This is a genomic window from Tetragenococcus koreensis (assembly GCF_003795145.1).
Classification (GTDB): domain Bacteria; phylum Bacillota; class Bacilli; order Lactobacillales; family Enterococcaceae; genus Tetragenococcus; species Tetragenococcus koreensis.
This window is the reverse complement of sequence record NZ_CP027786.1, coordinates 1,592,074-1,608,865: the sequence shown is the minus strand read 5'-3', so window position 1 is coordinate 1,608,865 and position 16,792 is coordinate 1,592,074. Positions and strand designations below refer to the sequence as shown.

Sequence of the window (16,792 nt, the reverse complement as noted above, 5' to 3'; positions counted from 1 at the left end):
TAGGTGTATTTAAAAAAAATCGAACTAGCCGGTTTTAAATCATTTGCTGACCGTACAGTGATCGACTTTGAGAATAGTATAACCGGCATTGTCGGTCCAAACGGCAGCGGAAAAAGTAATATAACTGAAGCTGTACGCTGGGTATTAGGCGAACAATCTGCTCGTAATTTACGTGGTGGAAAGATGCCTGATGTGATCTTTGCTGGCTCGGATTCACGTAAACCATTAAATATTAGTGAAGTGACTGTTGTATTAGATAATTCAGATCATTATCTACCAGTAGATTATAGTGAAGTGAGTGTTGTACGGCGCTTACATCGGACAGGCGAAAGTGAATTCTTTTTGAATAAACAAGCTTGTCGTCTAAAAGATATCCAAGAGTTATTTATGGACTCAGGACTGGGAAAAGAATCTTTTTCTATTATATCACAAGGAAAAGTTGAAGCCATATTTGCCAGTAAACCACAAGACCGACGGGGGATTTTTGAAGAAGCCGCGGGTGTCTTAAAATATAAACAACGTAAGAAACAAGCAGAACAAAAGCTTTTTGAAACCGAAGATAATTTAAGTCGGGTCCAAGACATTGTCTATGAATTAGAAGACCAAATGGCGCCACTAAAAGAACAAAGCGCGACTGCTAAGCAATATTTAGCGTTGAAAGAAGAATTTACCAAAATTGACGTGGCTTACACTGTTGCCGAAATGAAAGAGGCAAAGATCGCTTTTGGACAAGCAGCAGAGCAACTAGAAAGCCTGAATACAGAGCTAACAACTATCGCGCAAACGATTCAACAAAAAGAAGCTCGCTTGCAAGAACAACGCTTAAGTCGCAGTCAACTGGACCAGTGGTTAGAAAAAAATAATCAAACCCAAGTTTCTTTGGTTGAAGCTTTGAAACAAGCCGAAGGTCAGCAAGAAGTCTTGCAGGAACGATCGAAGCATACCCAAAAAAGTGCACAAGAGTATCAGGAAAATTTAGCTGAAGTAAAAGAAAAACTCACTGCTTTGGAAGCAGAAAAAACTGATTTGGTTGAAAAATTATCGCAAAAAAATGGACTTGTTCAAACTATTGAAAAAGAAATAGAACAAGCGCAAACAGAATTGCAAAAATACCAAAAATCAACCAAAGAATTAATTGAAGAGTTACGTGCAAAATATGTGGATCAGATGCAAGAACAAGCGAACATTGGAAATGAGCTGAAATATCTTGAGCGACAATACACACAAGAGATGGCTAAAAACCAAACGTCCTTAGAAAAACAAGAGAACACTAATCAAGATTATGAACAAAAACAACAAGCTGTGACTGAAGTTACAACCCAGCTTGAACAGTTGCAAAGCACATTGTCTGAACAAAAAAGGCAATTTGACCAGCTGCAAGAAAAGCAACGTTCATATCAAAAACAATACGAAAATGCACAAAATAAGATGTACCAATTAATGGATGAGACACGTCAGATTAAAGCTCGGATAAAAAGTTTACAGGATATTCAAGAAAACTATTCTGGCTTTTATCAAGGAGTGCGGGTCGTGTTGCAACAGCAAAACGAGCTGTCAGGGATAAAAGGCGCTGTGGCCGAGTTAATTGAAGTCCCATCAGATTATACTTTAGCTATTGAAACCGCGTTGGGTGCACAAGCGCAGCATATTGTGGTGGAAAATGAAGCAGCAGCCAGAGATGGGATAACTTTCTTAAAACAACGTCGTGCTGGAAGGGCAACTTTTTTGCCAATGACGACAATTAAGCCAAGACAATTGTCTGCAGCAGCGTCGAATCAAGCACAAAATGTGTCTGGTTTTATCGGTGTGGCCAGCCAGCTAATCGATTTTTCAGCAGAATATTCTGCCATCATCCAAAATCTACTAGGAACGACTTTAATCGCCCAAGATTTGCAAAGCGCAAATGAAATTGCACGAGCTGTACAATTTCGTTATCGGGTGGTTTCTTTAAGTGGTGATGTGATGAATGCGGGCGGTTCTATGACCGGGGGTGCGACTAAGCGTGGTAATCAAGGGAGTTTGTTTAGCCAAGCAAATGAATTACAAACGCTAAAAGAACAAGCACAACGCAGCGATCAACGCTTACAAACCATTGAAAAACAAGTCGCCCAATTTCAACAACAAGCGACCGATTGTCAAAAGGAAATCGAAAACCTACGTACAAAAGGGGAAACAGCGCGCTTAGAAGAACAAGAGCTGCAAAGTCGTAAAAACCACATGTTGGAAGAAATTGAACGCTTAAATAAAGAACAAAAAATTTATGAATTTGAAAATCGAGAAGTGCAAAACTTTATTGCTGACTATCAAGAGCAAAAAGAAACTTTGTCAGAACAACAAAAAAATGTAGAAGAACAGTTACAACAACTGCAAACTGAAATGCAGGAATTAAATGAGCAAGATGACTTGATAGAAAAAAGACGAACTAGTCTTAGCCAAGAACTATCCGAAAAAAAAGCGGAACTTGCGGTAAATAAAGAACAGATAAGTACGCTTAAACAACAAATTCAAACGAATGAGCAAACTGTTTCAGAACAAAGTCAGCGCAAAGAGACTTTAACCAAACAATTGGATGCTTTAACCTCAAATGTTTCAGATCATGAAGTTACTGAGGAGTCCTTGCAAAAACAAGTTGCGACATTAACTCAGAAAAAAGATGAGTTGCAAGAACAATTACGGGATAAACGTGAAGAACGCGATCGTTTGTATCAAGAAATCAACGAACAAGATGAGGATTTGAGTCAATTAAATCAACAGCAAAAAGGAAAATTAGCTGAAAAAACGACGGTGGAAGTAGAAAAAAATCGTCAGGAAAATTTATTGGATCATCGTCTTGATTATCTGCAAGAAGAATATCATATTACTTTTGAAAAAGCAGAGTTTGATTATGAACCTGTAGAAAGAAATAATGAAACCAAAGAACAGATTCAACATTTACGTCGTAAAATTGAGCAATTAGGGCCTGTTAACTTAAATGCCATCGAGCAATATGAAGAAGTGGCCCAACGTTATGATTTTTTGCATAAGCAAAGAGAAGATTTACTAACTGCTAAAAACCAATTATTTACTACGATGGATGAAATGGACGAAGAGGTAAAAGTTCGTTTTAAAGATATTTTTGAAAAAATTCGGGAACAGTTTAAAGTCGTTTTTCCTAATATGTTTGGCGGAGGCCGAGCTGAGTTATTTTTAACTGATCCCAATGATTTACTAAATACAGGAGTCGAGATTGAGGCTCAACCGCCGGGGAAAAAATTACAGAACTTAAGCTTATTGTCTGGTGGCGAACGGGCATTAACCGCTATTGCTCTGCTTTTTTCCATTATTCAAGTGCGACCTGTCCCTTTTTGTGTATTGGATGAAGTGGAAGCAGCTCTGGATGAAGCGAATATCTTGCGGTTTGCTAATTATTTACAGACATTTAATAATGATACACAGTTTATCGTTGTAACCCACCGTAAGGGAACGATGGAAGCTTGTAATGTTTTATATGGCATTACAATGGAAGAATCTGGTGTTTCTAAAATTGTCTCGGTTCGCTTGGAAGATGTAGCTGAAAACGGTCAGATTGCAGTTGAAGGGAAAGATAAGACATGATTAAATTAATTGCCATTGATTTAGATGGTACGTTACTAGATGGACAAAAAAAGATTTCTTCAAGAAACAAAAAAGCCTTACAAAAAGCTAGAGCACAAGGGATCAAAGTTGTTATTTGTACCGGACGGCCTCTAGCAGGTATTCGTCCTTACTTAGAAGAGTTAGATATGCAAGGTACGGGCGATTACAGTATTACTTTCAATGGTGGCTTAGTGCAAAAGAACGATACAGGAGAAGTCGTTGAAAAAGCAGCGATGAAACCAGAAGATGTTTTGGATCTAATTGGTTTAGCTGAAAAATTAGACTTACCTTTAGATGTATTGTCAGATGAAGTTGTTTTATCATTTCCGACTTCACCCCAACATTTATCGATCTATCCGCAGTTAAATCCACTTTTAACTTTTCAAGCAGCCTCTGTTGAGGAACTATCAGCGGAACGTTTGTATAATAAAGCAGTGGTAGGGTACCATCAGGATTACCTAGATGAGCAAATCGCTAAAATCCCTGAAGTTTATAAGGACCGCTACGAAGTGATTAAATCACGCGGAAATTTATTAGAATTTATGCCTAAGGGTATCACTAAGGCATTTGGCATCGCTGCTTTAGCTAAAGATTTAGCTTTTTCCCCTGAAGAAGTAATGGGAATTGGCGATGAAGAAAATGATTTACCGATGATTGAGTACGCTGGCTACGGTGTGGCAATGCAAAATGCTGTAATTCAGGTCAAACAAAAAGCCAATATCATTACAGCCTCCAATGATGAAGACGGGGTTGCTCAAGTTGTCGAAAAATACGCACTTAACTAAGCGAAGACCATTTGAAGTTTACACAAAGGAGTTGAAACATAAATGGGACTTTTTGATAAAATCAAACATGCCTTTGTAAAAGATAAAGAAGAAGAAAAAACAGAAGATACAGCTCAAGAAACTGTAGAAGAAGAGGAACAGACTAGCGAACCGGTCGAAGAGTCAACTGAGTCAACAGAATCAGAAGAAATACCGGAAGAAACTTCAGAAGAAATTTCTACAGACACTGATATTTCAGTTGATGAACAGCTAGAAGAAGCAGAAGAAATAGAAGAAACAGAACCTGCTGATGCGCAGAAAAAATATGAAAAAGGTCTAGAAAAAACGCGTAAAACCTTTAAAGACCGGATGAACGAGTTATTTGCTAATTTCCGCTCTGTGGATGAGGACTTTTTTGAAGAGGTAGAAGATACTTTGATTGGTGCAGATGTGGGCTTTGATACCTCTATGCGGATTGCTGACGAATTACGGCAAGAAGTGAAAATTAAAAATGCCAAGAAGCCTGCCGCTGTACAAAATACTATTATTGAAAAACTAGTGGACCTTTACGAAGAAGAAGGAGAAAAAGAAGTCAATGAGCTTAACGAACAGCCAAACGGCTTGTCTGTCTTCTTGTTCGTAGGTGTAAATGGAACAGGTAAAACGACGAGTATTGGAAAGCTTGCACATCAATACAAACAAGAAGGCAAAAAAGTACTACTGGCTGCTGCGGATACCTTCCGGGCTGGGGCTATTGATCAATTGATTGAATGGGGTGCACGTGCAGACGTTGAAGTTGTGTATGGCAATACAGGCAGTGACCCTGCTTCAGTCGTTTTTGATGCAATGACCAAAGCCAAAGAAGAACAAGCAGATGTTTTATTGATTGATACAGCCGGGCGCTTGCAAAATAAAGTTAATTTAATGAATGAACTAGATAAAATCAAACGGGTTATCAAGCGTGAAGATCCTAACGCTCCTCATGAAGTATTATTAGTCGTGGATGCTACAACTGGGCAAAATGCAATGAACCAAGCTAAACAATTTAAAGAAACCACTGACGTTACTGGTTTAGTATTGACGAAACTAGATGGGACAGCCAAAGGTGGGATTGTATTAGCCATCCGTAATGAACTGCATCTGCCGGTAAAATTAGCTGGCTTAGGTGAAGGTATTGATGACTTAGAAGTTTTTGATCCAAATGATTTTGTAGTAGGCTTATTTAAAGGACTTTTACAAGAAGAATAAAAAATAAGCCAAACGGTTTTTTGATCGTTTGGCTTATTTTTATTTCAGATTAACTTTTTTATCGATCAATCATATGAGGTAAGCCCGTAGCTTTTTGGTGCGGAGGCCGGGATTAGGAGACGGAAATAGGGTCGTTTGATTTCCTTAGAAGTCGTTTGCTTTTCCAAATTTATATATAACTTGCTCCTTGGATAAAAAACTGTGATTCTTCATAATGATAATTAATGATAGAATAGTCAAAAGGCTGACCATTTTTTAAGTAGAAAATGGACTCAAGTAAAACTGTTGGATCGCCTGGTTCTAAGTTTAATAGATCAGCATTGATCTTATTCAATTTACCTACACGTAAAAAATGGTCAATAAAACCAGGTTCAATTTTTAAATCATCAATCAGGTAGTTAAAGATCGAATCTTCAACGATTTGCTGATTTAAATAAGGCACCACTGACTTTAGGTAATAAGATTCTTCAACGGAAAATTTTCGGCCTTCAATTGATCGTAGTCGTTTAACATAGTAAACCTCTTCGTTTTCAGCTATATTTAAATTAGCCATGACCTCATGGGTTGGCTTGGTAGCTTTTAAATCGAGCAATTTAGCGTCTAAATGAAACCCTTGTAAATTGTTTCTCAAACCATTAACTTCTGTAATATTGATATAACCTTCTCGCTTATGTTTTCTAACAAAGCTACCACTACCTCGAACTTGATAAATATAGGCTTGTTTTTCGAGTTCAGTTAGAGCGTTTAAAATCGTATTTTTCCCCACATCAAATTGTTTCATCAATTCTTCAATACTTGCTAATTTGTCACCTTGTTTCATATCATTTGAATTAATTTTTTGAATAATTTTCTGCGCAACTTCCTTATACTTAGGCAAATTTTCACCTTCTTTTCTGTGTGATTTTGGCTTATTATAACATATTTCTGTAAATTATGTAGGTATTGACAAATTATACCCATACAGTTACACTCGTTTATGTCACAATTTAATAAGGAGTGGAAAAAATGGCAGATAATAAAGAAACCGCTAAATTTGTTGTCGAGCACATTGGTGGTCAAGAAAATGTTGATTCACTGGTACATTGTGCGACACGGTTACGTTTTAAATTAAAAGATACAAGTAAAGTAGACGAAGAGGCGCTGAAAAACAATCCGGGCGTTTTAACCGCTGTTGAAAGCGGTGGACAATATCAAGTCGTGATTGGGAATCATGTAGCTAAAGTTTATCAAGAAATCATGAACCAATATGATATTCAATCAGGTGACGATCATGGAAATGATGCTGAAACAAGTGCAGATGAAATTAAAAAATCGGTTCGTTCGAAAAATCCAATTGCCGTTGTTTTTGAATATATCTCGGGAACGTTCTCACCACTTATTCCAGCTCTAGCTGGTTCAGGAATGATAAAGGCAATTTTAGCTGTATTGACAATGTTTGACTGGTTAGGTGAAGAAAGTTCTACTTATGCAGTGTTAGATGCTGCTTCTAATGGATTGTTTTACTTTTTCCCAGTCTTTATTGGGATTTCAGCTGCTAAGTTCTTAAAAGTCAATCCGTACGTTGGTGGCGTGATCGGAGCCGGCCTATTGGACCCTAGTTTTACTTCTTTAATGGATGTGAACCAAAGTTTAGATTTTATGGGGATTCCATTAATTATTTCTGATTATGCACAAACTGTTTTCCCCATGTTGGTCGCAATAGCTTTTTATGCGCCATTAGAAAGATTTTTGAAAAAATATACACCAGATACCATACAACTATTTTTTGTTCCTATGATGGGAATTTTGATTATGGTTCCACTAACTGCGTTGATTTTCGGACCGTTCTCACAATACCTAAGCCAAGCGATCGCCAATGGTTTAGTTTCCCTATTAGCTTTGTCTTCTGTATTAACCGGGGTTGTTTTTGCCGCTGTATGGCCATTCCTGGTTGTGCTAGGAGTGCATTGGGGGATTACGCCGATCCAATTGGATAACTTAGCTCGTGGTGGCGATCCATTAAACGCGATGGCTGCTGGTGCAACTTTCGCACAGATGGGGATTGCTTTTGGTATTTTCCTACGTTACCGGAAAAATAAAGACTTAAGTTCATTATCCCTTGCTGGAACCGTTTCTGGGATTGTAGCAGGTGTAACTGAACCCATTTTATATGGTTTTATTTTACGTTATCGCCGCTTGATTCCAATTTTAATTGTTTCATCAGCAGTAGGTGGCGGTTTAGTTGGTTTGTTTGGCGCTGAAATGTATAGCTATGCCTTCAATAGCGTTTTAACAATCCCCGCTTATGGGCCAATTCCACAATATGTGTTTAGTGTGGCGGTTTCTTTTGTTGTAGGAACGGTCTTGACCTTTATTTTTGGGCTAGGCAAAGAAGCAGATGCCACTATTGCAACAGAATCCTCTAACGGTGGCACTAACGAGACCGCTGAAGAAGTTGAAGCAGAAGCTGAAGCAAACGACAAAGAAGAATTAGTAGAAGGAACGCAAATTGACATTGCTTCCCCACTAGATGGCGAACTGATCCCGCTATCAGCCCTCGAAGATGAAGTATTTTCATCAGAAGCTATGGGACAAGGGGATGCGATTATTCCTACAGACGGGAAGTTAGTTGCGCCTTTTGATGGAAAAATTGCATCAGTTTTCCCTACCAAACACGCCATTGGTTTAACCGATGAAAATGGAATTGAATTATTAATTCATATTGGGATGGACACTGTACAACTAGAAGGAAAACACTTTACTAATCATGTAGAAAAAGGTCAAATGATCAAACAAGGGGATGCGTTGATCACATTTGATGTCGCAGCGATTAAAGAAGCAGGTTATTCTGTTGTATCTCCTGTTATCGTGACAAATACGAATGACTTTAAACAAGTAGCTAGTGAAAAATCTCGTCACGTAACACCAGGTGATAAAATTATGACAGTTGTTAAGTAAGAAATTAGGAGGAACATTATGAGTAAACTACCAAAAGACTTTTTATGGGGCGGCGCTGTTGCTGCTCATCAGATCGAAGGCGGTTGGAAGCAAGATGGCAAAGGGCCGAGCGTTGCCGATGTAATGACAGTCGGGGGTCCGAATAAAGCGCGTGAGATTACCGAAACTATTGAACAGGATAAGTTTTATCCAAATCACGAAGCGATCGATTTTTATAATCGCTACAAAGAAGACGTTAAATTATTTGCAGAAATGGGACTCAAGGCGTTTAGAACATCCATTAATTGGACGCGAATTTTTCCTAATGGGGATGACGCGGAGCCTAATGAAGCGGGGCTACAGTTTTACGATGATTTGTTCGATGAATGCTTGAAATATGGCATTGAGCCCGTTGTTACACTGACTCATTTTGAAATGCCATTAAATGTAGCGAAAAATTATGGTGGATTTAGAAATCGTGAAGTGGTTGATCTATTTGTTCGTTTCGCAGAAGTCGTGTTTAAACGGTATAAAGATAAAGTGAAGTACTGGATGACTTTTAATGAAATTAATAATATGATGGATTATACGAATCCTATCTTCTTATGGACCAACGTTGGTGTACAGGTGAAAGAAGGCGAAAATGCTAAAGAAGTTATGTATACAGCAGCCCACCATACATTACTAGCGAGCGCCATAGCTGTAGCCAAAGGGAAAGAAATTAATCCTAGCTTCCAAATTGGTGCGATGGTTTCGCATGTGCCAATTTATCCATTAAACGCTGATCCTAACAATGTGATGTTTGCGGAAGAATCAATGCATTTACGTTATTTCTTCCCAGACGTACAAGTGCGGGGAAAATATCCTAATTATGCGTTAAAAGAATTTGAACGCGAAGGGTTAAATATTCCAATTTTAGAAGACGATGCTGAAATTTTGGCCAATGGTAAAGTTGATTATTTAGGTTTCAGCTATTATATGTCTAATGCGGTTGATATTAATACTGGAGAAAATGAAGAGGAAGAAAATATACATGGTAAGATCCCTTATCAAGTAGAAAATCCATATTTAGAAACTAGTGATTGGGGCTGGACGATTGATCCAGTAGGTTTGCGGTATACCTTAAATCGTTTTTGGGATAGATACCAAGTGCCACTATTTATCGTAGAAAACGGCCTGGGAGCTGTCGATACAGTGGAAGAAGATGGCAGTATTCATGATCCTGAACGTATCGATTATTTACGTAAACATATTCAAGAAATGATTAAAGCTGTTAACTACGATGGTGTTGAGTTAATGGGATACACGCCTTGGGGAGTTATCGACCTGGTTTCGTTTACTACAGGTGAAATGAAAAAACGTTACGGTATGATTTATGTCGATCGCGATAATGAAGGAAATGGAACGTTAGAACGTTCGAAAAAAGATTCTTTCGACTGGTATAAAAAAGTGATTGAAACCAATGGTGAAAATCTAGATTAATATAAAAATTCAAGTTGTTAAATTTTTAGCTGTCTATCTTTTTGGGGTAGACAGCTTTTTTGCGGATCCTATTTTATTAGATAAGACTTGTGAAATGAAAAAGAAATCTCTAACGTTTTATTTGCGTGGTTTTAGTTTTTTAATTTTATATTTTGTAGTTAAATATGAGAACAAAAAGTAAGCCACATTGTTTGTAATTTGCTATAATGGCGGTAGAAATTTTTTTATGAAGAAAGGACTACCTTATGAATATCCAACCAATTTTAACCAATAAACATTTATATCCTTATTTATTAAAAGCTCGGTACGGGATTGAAAAAGAAAGTCAACGAGTGACAAAGTCTGGTGAGCTGGTAACGACAGACTATCCTAAAAAGTTAGGAAATCGGAGTGTTCACCCCTATATTCAAACTGATTTTGCTGAAACACAGATGGAATTAGTGACGCCAATCACAAATAGTGTACCTGAACTTTTTCGCTGGTTAGCAGCGATTCATGATACGGTTTATCGTTCTATGAATCCCCAAGAGATGTTATGGCCAATGAGTATGCCGCCTGCATTACCTAAAGCAGAAGAAGACATCGTGATTGCCAAACTCGATAATTTTGAAGATGTATTGTATCGTCGCTATCTTGCAAAGTCTTATGGTCGACGTAAACAAATGGTTAGCGGTATTCATTTTAACTTTGAGTTCGACGATGAAATGGTTCGAAAAATGTTTGAACTACAAGATGAGTATATGAACTACTATCAATTTAAAACGGATATCTATTTAAAAGTTACACGAAATTATTTGCACTATCGATGGTTAACTACTTATTTCTTTGGTGCATCACCGCTAAGTGGTCCGCGTTACTTTAACGGCCACGAACATCCAGAAGAACCGGTTCGCAGTATTCGTAATAGTCAATACGGTTATAAAAACCATGAAGATGTAAAAGTGACCTATCGTTCAATTGAAGAATATGTAGCTGATATTCAACAAATGGTTGAAGAAGGAAAGCTTTCAGAGGAAAAAGAATTTTATGCATCTGTACGTTTAAGAGGCGGCAAAAGTGTAGCTGATTTAGCCAATAAACCTGTTCGTTATATCGAATTGCGCAATATTGATCTAGACCCTTACCAACCTTATGGGATTAGTGAAGAAGAAGTAGAGTTTCTACACATTTTTATGCTGTTTTTATTATGGACAGACGAAGGAGCAGATGCAGACGATTGGGTTGAACAAGGGGAGCAGCTGAATAATTTAATCGCCTTGGAATCACCTTTAGCCCAAACGGCTTGTTATGATGAAGCGCAGCGTCTACTGGTTGAGATGAGAGGCTTTGTTGAGCAAACCAATCTTGCTGTTTCAACTGAAATCTTTGATCATTTAGAAGAAATGTTAAATGATCCAGCTAAAACCTTGGCAGGAAGAATTTATTTAGAAAGTCAGAAAAAATCTCAAAAAGAATTGGCGGTTCAACAAGGGCTGTCCTATTATGAAAAAGCTTGGCAAGCGCCTTATCAGTTGGCTGGATTTACGAATATGGAACTTTCAACGCAAATTTTAATGTTTGACGCCATTCAAAAAGCAGTTCAAGTGGAAGTCTTAGATGAACAAGATCAATTTTTGAAATTAACTGTACAAAAACATAATGAATACGTTAAAAATGGCAATATGACGAGTAAAGATACCTATATTACACCTTTAATTATGGAAAATAAAACAGTTACTAAGAAAATTTTACAACGTGCTGGTTTTCGGGTGCCTCAAGGAAAAGAATTTGCTGATAAAAAAACAGCTAGTTTAAGTTATGAAGAATTTCGAGATAAGGGGATCGTTGTGAAACCCAAGTCCACCAATTACGGCTTAGGAATCACGGTTTTCAAAGAGGGAGCAAGTGAAGAGGAATATACACAGGCTATAGATACTGCGCTTAAAGAAGACGATGCGGTTTTAGTTGAAGAGTTTCTGCCAGGTACGGAGTATCGTTTTTTTGTGGTTGGCGATCAAGTAAAGGCGATTTTGCTGCGAGTCCCAGCTAACGTTACCGGTGATGGTAAACACACAATTAAGGAATTAGTTGACCAAAAAAATGATGATCCATTACGTGGGGAGAACCACCGCACGCCTTTAGAAAAAATCCAGCTAGGTCAAAGTGAACAATTAGTTTTGCGTGAACAAGGGTATAAGTTGGAGTCAGTGCCAAACAAAGACGAGACGATCTATCTTAGAGATAATTCGAATGTGTCTACTGGTGGCGATTCAATTGATATGACAGGTGCTTTTACTGATGATTATAAAAAAGTTGCAGTTAAGGTAGCGCAAGCGCTTGGAGCTACAATCTGTGGAATCGATATGATTGTTACAGATATTAACCTACCTGCTAAAGCTTCTAACGTTTATGGAATTATTGAAGCAAATTTTAATCCGATGATGCATATGCATTGCTACCCCTATGAAGGTAAAGGTCGACGTTTAACAATGGATATACTCAAACTTTTATATCCAGATTTTGTGAAATAAATCTGGATGGAACGTGCGAAGACAGCACAAGATGGAGAAAGAAACGCTAAAACGTTCTTTGAAAATAAAAAGATGGTTAAAGGAAAGCCGAAATGCTATCCGAAAAAAGCTGAAATAGCATAAATCCAGCGTAAAATGCTTGAAAATAGCAAAAGACGGATAAAAAAATGGAAAAACATTCTCCTAGAATGACAAGATGAATAAAGAACTAGTCAAAGCGTTATCCGAGAGGCGAAAGATAGAGAAAGAAATGACAAAGCATTATCCAAGAAAGTGAATAAATCCGGAGTCAAGCGAGTTAAGGCGACGCTAGCTCGAATAGATGCTGTGACAAAACTAGAGAGAACAATTCCAGTTATTGGAACAGCCAACAGAAAAAGTAAAAAGACTTGCTGATCCCATTTTATACGAGGTGTCGGCAAGTCTCATTTTTGCTTTGTAGTATTGTGTCATTCAAATTTTTGTGTTTGGTTTGTCTGTTTACTATCGTCAACATGCAACCCAGTTAGCTCTTCCCACCATAGTTTCATTTCTTTTTCATAAGTAGTAGGAAACGTATTGACAATTTCTATCAAAGAACGATCTTGGATTTTAGCATAGGAGTAATTTAAAGCTAAATTGTATTTTAATTCACTTAATAAACTATAGTACTGAAACATCAAAAAATTCATTTCTTCCGAATCTTCTTCATATAATACTTTCGGGGCACGGTCAAGCATGAAACCGAAACTGCGCATCATAAACATGATAGCCTCTAGATGCTCAGTATCAATCGCACTTACATCTTTTAAAATATCCACGTGCGTATCTAGTGCCAAGGTCATCTCTTTTTTTAGCTGGTCATATGTCGGGGTGTTCATTGACGTCTCCTCCTTAATTATTATGAAAAAGTTTGTGCCAGAACCCTTTTTTCTCACTAGTACTTTGTGGAGATTGAGTGTTTTCGGAATTAAATTTTTCTGCAATATCAATCGTGTCTTCATTTACTGCTTTATTGGCAACAACTAGAAGTCCACTGTCGTCGTCTCCTTTTAAATCACTATCAACCACGGTAAATTTTAGTTTTGCTTTCATAGCTATTTGAATATAACTGCTTTGGACGCTTTCGCTGGCATTGCCATTGATTAAAACGCTGGCATCAGGATAATCAGATAAATGGTTTTCTAAAATTTTTTTATTGCTGTCTTGCTTCATTTGCTGAATAGTCATTCGAATATAGACGCGTTCACGAAAAGTTCCTAAAAATTTTCTTTGTTCGTCTGGATTTACAGATGGGGTACCATACATTCCTTTATCTAAATGATTTTGCAATTCGTCAGCCATGGTTGTCCTCCTAGATAAGTTGTCAGTCCTATTATAACATAAGCGGTTTCTTTTTTTAAAATGCTTCACAATTTCTTGAAATTGCGTATAATAAAGAATAATTTATAATAAGTAGGTGGTGCTAGTGGAGCAAAATGGGAATAAAAATTATATCTTGGCAAAAAATAATCTGTTAGAAACGAAACGACTATTCCTTCGACCAGTCACGCTTGAAGACGCAGAGGATATGTATGAGTACAGTCGTGATAGCCAAACAACCCACTTTGTCTTTGGAAGGCATCAAACGTTAGAAGACACCAAAATTGCGATTGCCGATTATTTTATGGCAGAACCATTAGGTAAGTTCGCCATTGAGTTAAAAGAACAACAAAAGATGATCGGGACAATCGACCTTAGAGTAGAGATGGAGATTGGTGTAGCCGAATTGGGGTATATTATCAATAAAAAGTATTGGGGCTTTGGTTACATACCAGAAGCTTGTCATCGGTTGCTTACTCTCGGTTTTACCGATTTAGATTTGGTCCGAATTAAAGCAGCACATGATAAAAGGAATGCTAACTCAGGACGTGTAATGGAAAAAATTGGTATGACAGTTGATAGTATTATACCTGAGGCTAGAAGGAATTTAGGACAGCTAAAAGGGCAAGTGTTTACAGAAGTTACACGCAGTATAACAAAGACACAGTGGGAAAAGCTTAAGCAATAGAAGAAGGGACCTTTTTTGGGAAAATTAGCAGTAATATCAGATTTGCACGCGGATATTAATCAGTTTAATGAAGAATTATATCTTATACGGGACTATCTGGAAAAATTAAATGTGACGCATGTTCATTTTGCAGGTGATGTAGCGAATAAAGTGGCAAAGACATTAGAGGTCGTCAATTTTTTTGATCAAAAGATACCTACAACATTTCATTGGGGAAACCATGAGATGGCTGATATCGATGTTGAATCCGATTTTGAGGATTTTAATGATCCTCATTTTTTAAATTTTAAAACACAAGAGCTGACAAAATCGACAGTTCTTTTTGGAATGAACGGTTGGTACGATTACAGCTTTGTTCCGCACGCCGACGAAAAAGAATATCGCCGTAAAAAGCAAGTTTATTGGTATGATCGTTTTATCGAACGCCAGGGTTCAGATCCAGAAATTACTGCTGCGCTCTGTTATCGTTTGCAGGAAACATTAAGCACTGTTCCTGATACAAAAAACATTATTTTGAGCACTCACTTTGTGCCAAAAGAAACGTTTATTATTAAGCATAGTGAAAAATACGCACGCTGGAATCAGTTAAATGCTTTTTTGGGTTCAAAAGAATTCGGCGAGGTATTAGATGGATTTTCTAACGTTAAACAAGTTGTTTTTGGACATACCCATCATCGCTTTACCGAACAAAAATTACAACAAACGATGTATCATTGCCGACCATTTGGCTACTATTATGAGTGGTTTTTAACACGCTCGTTTATTTTAACGAATCATTTAGCTGAAACTTTTAATCCGCTAAAAGCACGAACGATTGTGAAACGCTATCCCCAGGCATTTAATGAATATAAAAAACGTTATATTCTAAATGAGCTTCAACAGGGAATGGTTTTACTTGATTATTGAACAAAAGGTAGGAGAGTTTTATGTTTACGCAAGAAAGTTTTGCAGTTTTTGATATTGCTGGTTTAGATGAACGGATGGCTGCTATCCGTGAAGAAGTCCAACCCATTTTTAAAACAATAGATGAAAGGATCAAAAAAGATTTAGAAAAAGAACTTGATGAACCGTTATTTATCCATATTGCACAACATCGCAGACGCAGTGTTTATCCACCAGAAAATACCTGGTCAGCTATTAGTAGTAAGAAACGTGGTTATAAAATGGAGCCCCATTTTCAATTGGGAATTTGGCCAGATTACGTTTTTATGTATCTGTCAATTATTGATCAGCCACCAAAAAAAGAACAAATAGCTCAACAGCTTTTGCAGCATAGTCTTTTGCTAACTCAGTTACCAGAAGATACCGTAATGAACACAGATCATACTAAGGCTAATTACGAATTTATCGCACAAGCAAATGTCAAGCAGGCATTGGAACGCTTAAAAAAGGTGAAAAAAGGCGAGTTTCAAGTTGGACGGATTATCGCCAAAGATAGTCATTTATGGCAGGACCCAGAACAAGCGTTAGAATACATGCTAGCAACTTATCGTTTTCTGGTGCCAGTTTACCAACTATTACAATTTTAATGAAAAAGCGTCAGCACACATAGTTAAAGTGCTGACGCTTTTTTTTATTTAAACGCTAAAAAATTTTTGTGGTAAACGATGGATTAATAAAACGCTGAACCAACCTGAGCAGATTGCTTTTACAATCTCTGGGAATAAAAATCCTAGAAATCCTGTAGCAAAAGCAGCTGGCCAAGTCATCCCAGCAGCAAATTTTAACCAAACCGTACCGAAAAAAAGAGCAAGTAGGAAACCTGCTAAATTAGCAGTAATGGTCCAAAAATAGGTATATTCTGTGTATTTCATCATAGTGCCTATCAATAATGAAGTGAAAATAAATCCAATCAGATAACCGCCTGTTGGACCAAACAAGGCAGCTACTCCACTGGCACCACCGGCAAAAACAGGCAAGCCGATTAACCCAAGTAAAAAATAAATTAAAACAGCCCAGGTACCGACTTTTCTACCCAATAATGTGACCGACAAACCGACAATGAAAGTTTGTAAACTCCAAGGTACAACACCGATAGGGAGGATGATCTGAGAAAAAATAGCGATGATACCGGCAAATGTTGCTGCCATTAACTGTTCGTGTAAGGTTAACTTCATCTTGTCCTCCTTTTTGTAAACTTATATTTTTTTAATGGTTGACATAATAAAATATATCATGATGTTAACCAGCTGTAAATAAAAAGTTAACAAAAAACGTTAACTGTTCCT

At 37.4% G+C, this 16,792-nt stretch carries 13 protein-coding genes; 9 read left to right on the top strand and 4 right to left on the bottom strand.

The features are described from left to right. The first annotated feature begins 3 nt into the window (after positions 1-3). The 3 genes from smc to ftsY are packed head-to-tail and all read left to right on the top strand — an operon-like array spanning position 4 to position 5,627. Complete coding sequence (gene smc / locus C7K43_RS07610) at positions 4-3,594, top strand: chromosome segregation protein SMC (protein WP_124006327.1); 3,591 nt, start codon at positions 4-6, stop codon at positions 3,592-3,594. Beyond that, positions 3,591-4,400, top strand: coding sequence for a Cof-type HAD-IIB family hydrolase (locus C7K43_RS07605; RefSeq protein WP_124006326.1), 810 nt, complete (start codon positions 3,591-3,593; stop codon positions 4,398-4,400). Before smc ends, C7K43_RS07605 begins: the two co-directional genes overlap by 4 nt. Positions 4,401-4,442: 42 nt before the next feature. After that, complete coding sequence (gene ftsY, locus C7K43_RS07600; RefSeq protein ID WP_124006325.1) at positions 4,443-5,627, top strand: signal recognition particle-docking protein FtsY; 1,185 nt, start codon at positions 4,443-4,445, stop codon at positions 5,625-5,627. 169 nt (positions 5,628-5,796) lie between these two features. Here ftsY and C7K43_RS07595 read toward each other — a convergent pair whose 3' ends face one another. Then, a complete protein-coding gene (locus tag C7K43_RS07595) occupies positions 5,797-6,504 on the bottom strand; it encodes a GntR family transcriptional regulator (protein ID WP_124006324.1) in 708 nt (235 codons plus the stop codon). Between the two features lie 128 nt (positions 6,505-6,632). On the opposite strand from C7K43_RS07595, the gene C7K43_RS07590 reads away from it, so the two are divergent. The 3 genes from C7K43_RS07590 (at position 6,633) to gshAB (ending at position 12,535) form a co-directional block, all read left to right on the top strand. Further along, positions 6,633-8,564 (top strand): beta-glucoside-specific PTS transporter subunit IIABC, encoded by a 1,932-nt coding sequence (locus C7K43_RS07590; RefSeq protein ID WP_124006323.1) that lies wholly within the window; start codon positions 6,633-6,635, stop codon positions 8,562-8,564. An 18-nt stretch (positions 8,565-8,582) separates the two neighbouring features. Further along, positions 8,583-10,025: a 6-phospho-beta-glucosidase gene (locus C7K43_RS07585; RefSeq protein WP_124006322.1), complete on the top strand. Its 1,443-nt coding sequence runs from the start codon at positions 8,583-8,585 to the stop codon at positions 10,023-10,025. 245 nt (positions 10,026-10,270) lie between these two features. Further along, positions 10,271-12,535 (top strand): bifunctional glutamate--cysteine ligase GshA/glutathione synthetase GshB, encoded by a 2,265-nt coding sequence (gene gshAB, locus C7K43_RS07580; RefSeq protein ID WP_124006321.1) that lies wholly within the window; start codon positions 10,271-10,273, stop codon positions 12,533-12,535. Between the two features lie 449 nt (positions 12,536-12,984). Here gshAB and C7K43_RS07575 read toward each other — a convergent pair whose 3' ends face one another. Both C7K43_RS07575 and C7K43_RS07570 read right to left on the bottom strand, forming a co-directional pair. After that, positions 12,985-13,395: a hypothetical protein gene (locus C7K43_RS07575; RefSeq protein WP_124006320.1), complete on the bottom strand. Its 411-nt coding sequence runs from the start codon at positions 13,393-13,395 to the stop codon at positions 12,985-12,987. 13 nt (positions 13,396-13,408) lie between these two features. Then, a complete protein-coding gene (locus C7K43_RS07570; protein WP_124006319.1) occupies positions 13,409-13,858 on the bottom strand; it encodes a YueI family protein in 450 nt (149 codons plus the stop codon). A gap of 124 nt (positions 13,859-13,982) precedes the next feature. Between C7K43_RS07570 and C7K43_RS07565 the strand changes: the two genes are divergently transcribed. The 3 genes from C7K43_RS07565 to C7K43_RS07555 are packed head-to-tail and all read left to right on the top strand — an operon-like array spanning position 13,983 to position 16,093. Next, positions 13,983-14,564: a GNAT family N-acetyltransferase gene (locus tag C7K43_RS07565; RefSeq protein ID WP_124006318.1), complete on the top strand. Its 582-nt coding sequence runs from the start codon at positions 13,983-13,985 to the stop codon at positions 14,562-14,564. Positions 14,565-14,579: 15 nt separating this feature from the next. Next, positions 14,580-15,470 carry a metallophosphoesterase gene (locus C7K43_RS07560; protein WP_124006317.1) on the top strand — a complete coding sequence of 297 codons (891 nt, stop codon included), beginning with the start codon at positions 14,580-14,582 and terminating at the stop codon, positions 15,468-15,470. Between the two features lie 20 nt (positions 15,471-15,490). After that, positions 15,491-16,093: a DUF1054 domain-containing protein gene (locus C7K43_RS07555; protein WP_124006316.1), complete on the top strand. Its 603-nt coding sequence runs from the start codon at positions 15,491-15,493 to the stop codon at positions 16,091-16,093. Between the two features lie 48 nt (positions 16,094-16,141). On the opposite strand, the gene C7K43_RS07550 is transcribed toward C7K43_RS07555, so the two are convergent. Further along, the gene (locus tag C7K43_RS07550) at positions 16,142-16,681 is read right to left on the bottom strand and encodes a biotin transporter BioY (RefSeq protein ID WP_124006315.1); all 540 of its coding nucleotides are present in this window, start codon (positions 16,679-16,681) and stop codon (positions 16,142-16,144) included. Between the last annotated feature and the right edge of the window lie 111 nt (positions 16,682-16,792).

Bases quoted from the DNA above. Each gene is read 5' to 3' on its own strand.
- C7K43_RS07575 (WP_124006320.1), bottom strand. From the start codon at position 13,395: ATGAACACCCCGACATATGACCAGCTAAAAAAAGAGATGACCTTGGCA.
- C7K43_RS07605 (WP_124006326.1), top strand. From the start codon at position 3,591: ATGATTAAATTAATTGCCATTGATTTAGATGGTACGTTACTAGATGGA.
- C7K43_RS07555 (WP_124006316.1), top strand. From the start codon at position 15,491: ATGTTTACGCAAGAAAGTTTTGCAGTTTTTGATATTGCTGGTTTAGAT.
- C7K43_RS07550 (WP_124006315.1), bottom strand. From the start codon at position 16,681: ATGAAGTTAACCTTACACGAACAGTTAATGGCAGCAACATTTGCCGGT.
- gshAB (WP_124006321.1), top strand. From the start codon at position 10,271: ATGAATATCCAACCAATTTTAACCAATAAACATTTATATCCTTATTTA.
- C7K43_RS07590 (WP_124006323.1), top strand. From the start codon at position 6,633: ATGGCAGATAATAAAGAAACCGCTAAATTTGTTGTCGAGCACATTGGT.
- C7K43_RS07585 (WP_124006322.1), top strand. From the start codon at position 8,583: ATGAGTAAACTACCAAAAGACTTTTTATGGGGCGGCGCTGTTGCTGCT.
- C7K43_RS07570 (WP_124006319.1), bottom strand. From the start codon at position 13,858: ATGGCTGACGAATTGCAAAATCATTTAGATAAAGGAATGTATGGTACC.
- ftsY (WP_124006325.1), top strand. From the start codon at position 4,443: ATGGGACTTTTTGATAAAATCAAACATGCCTTTGTAAAAGATAAAGAA.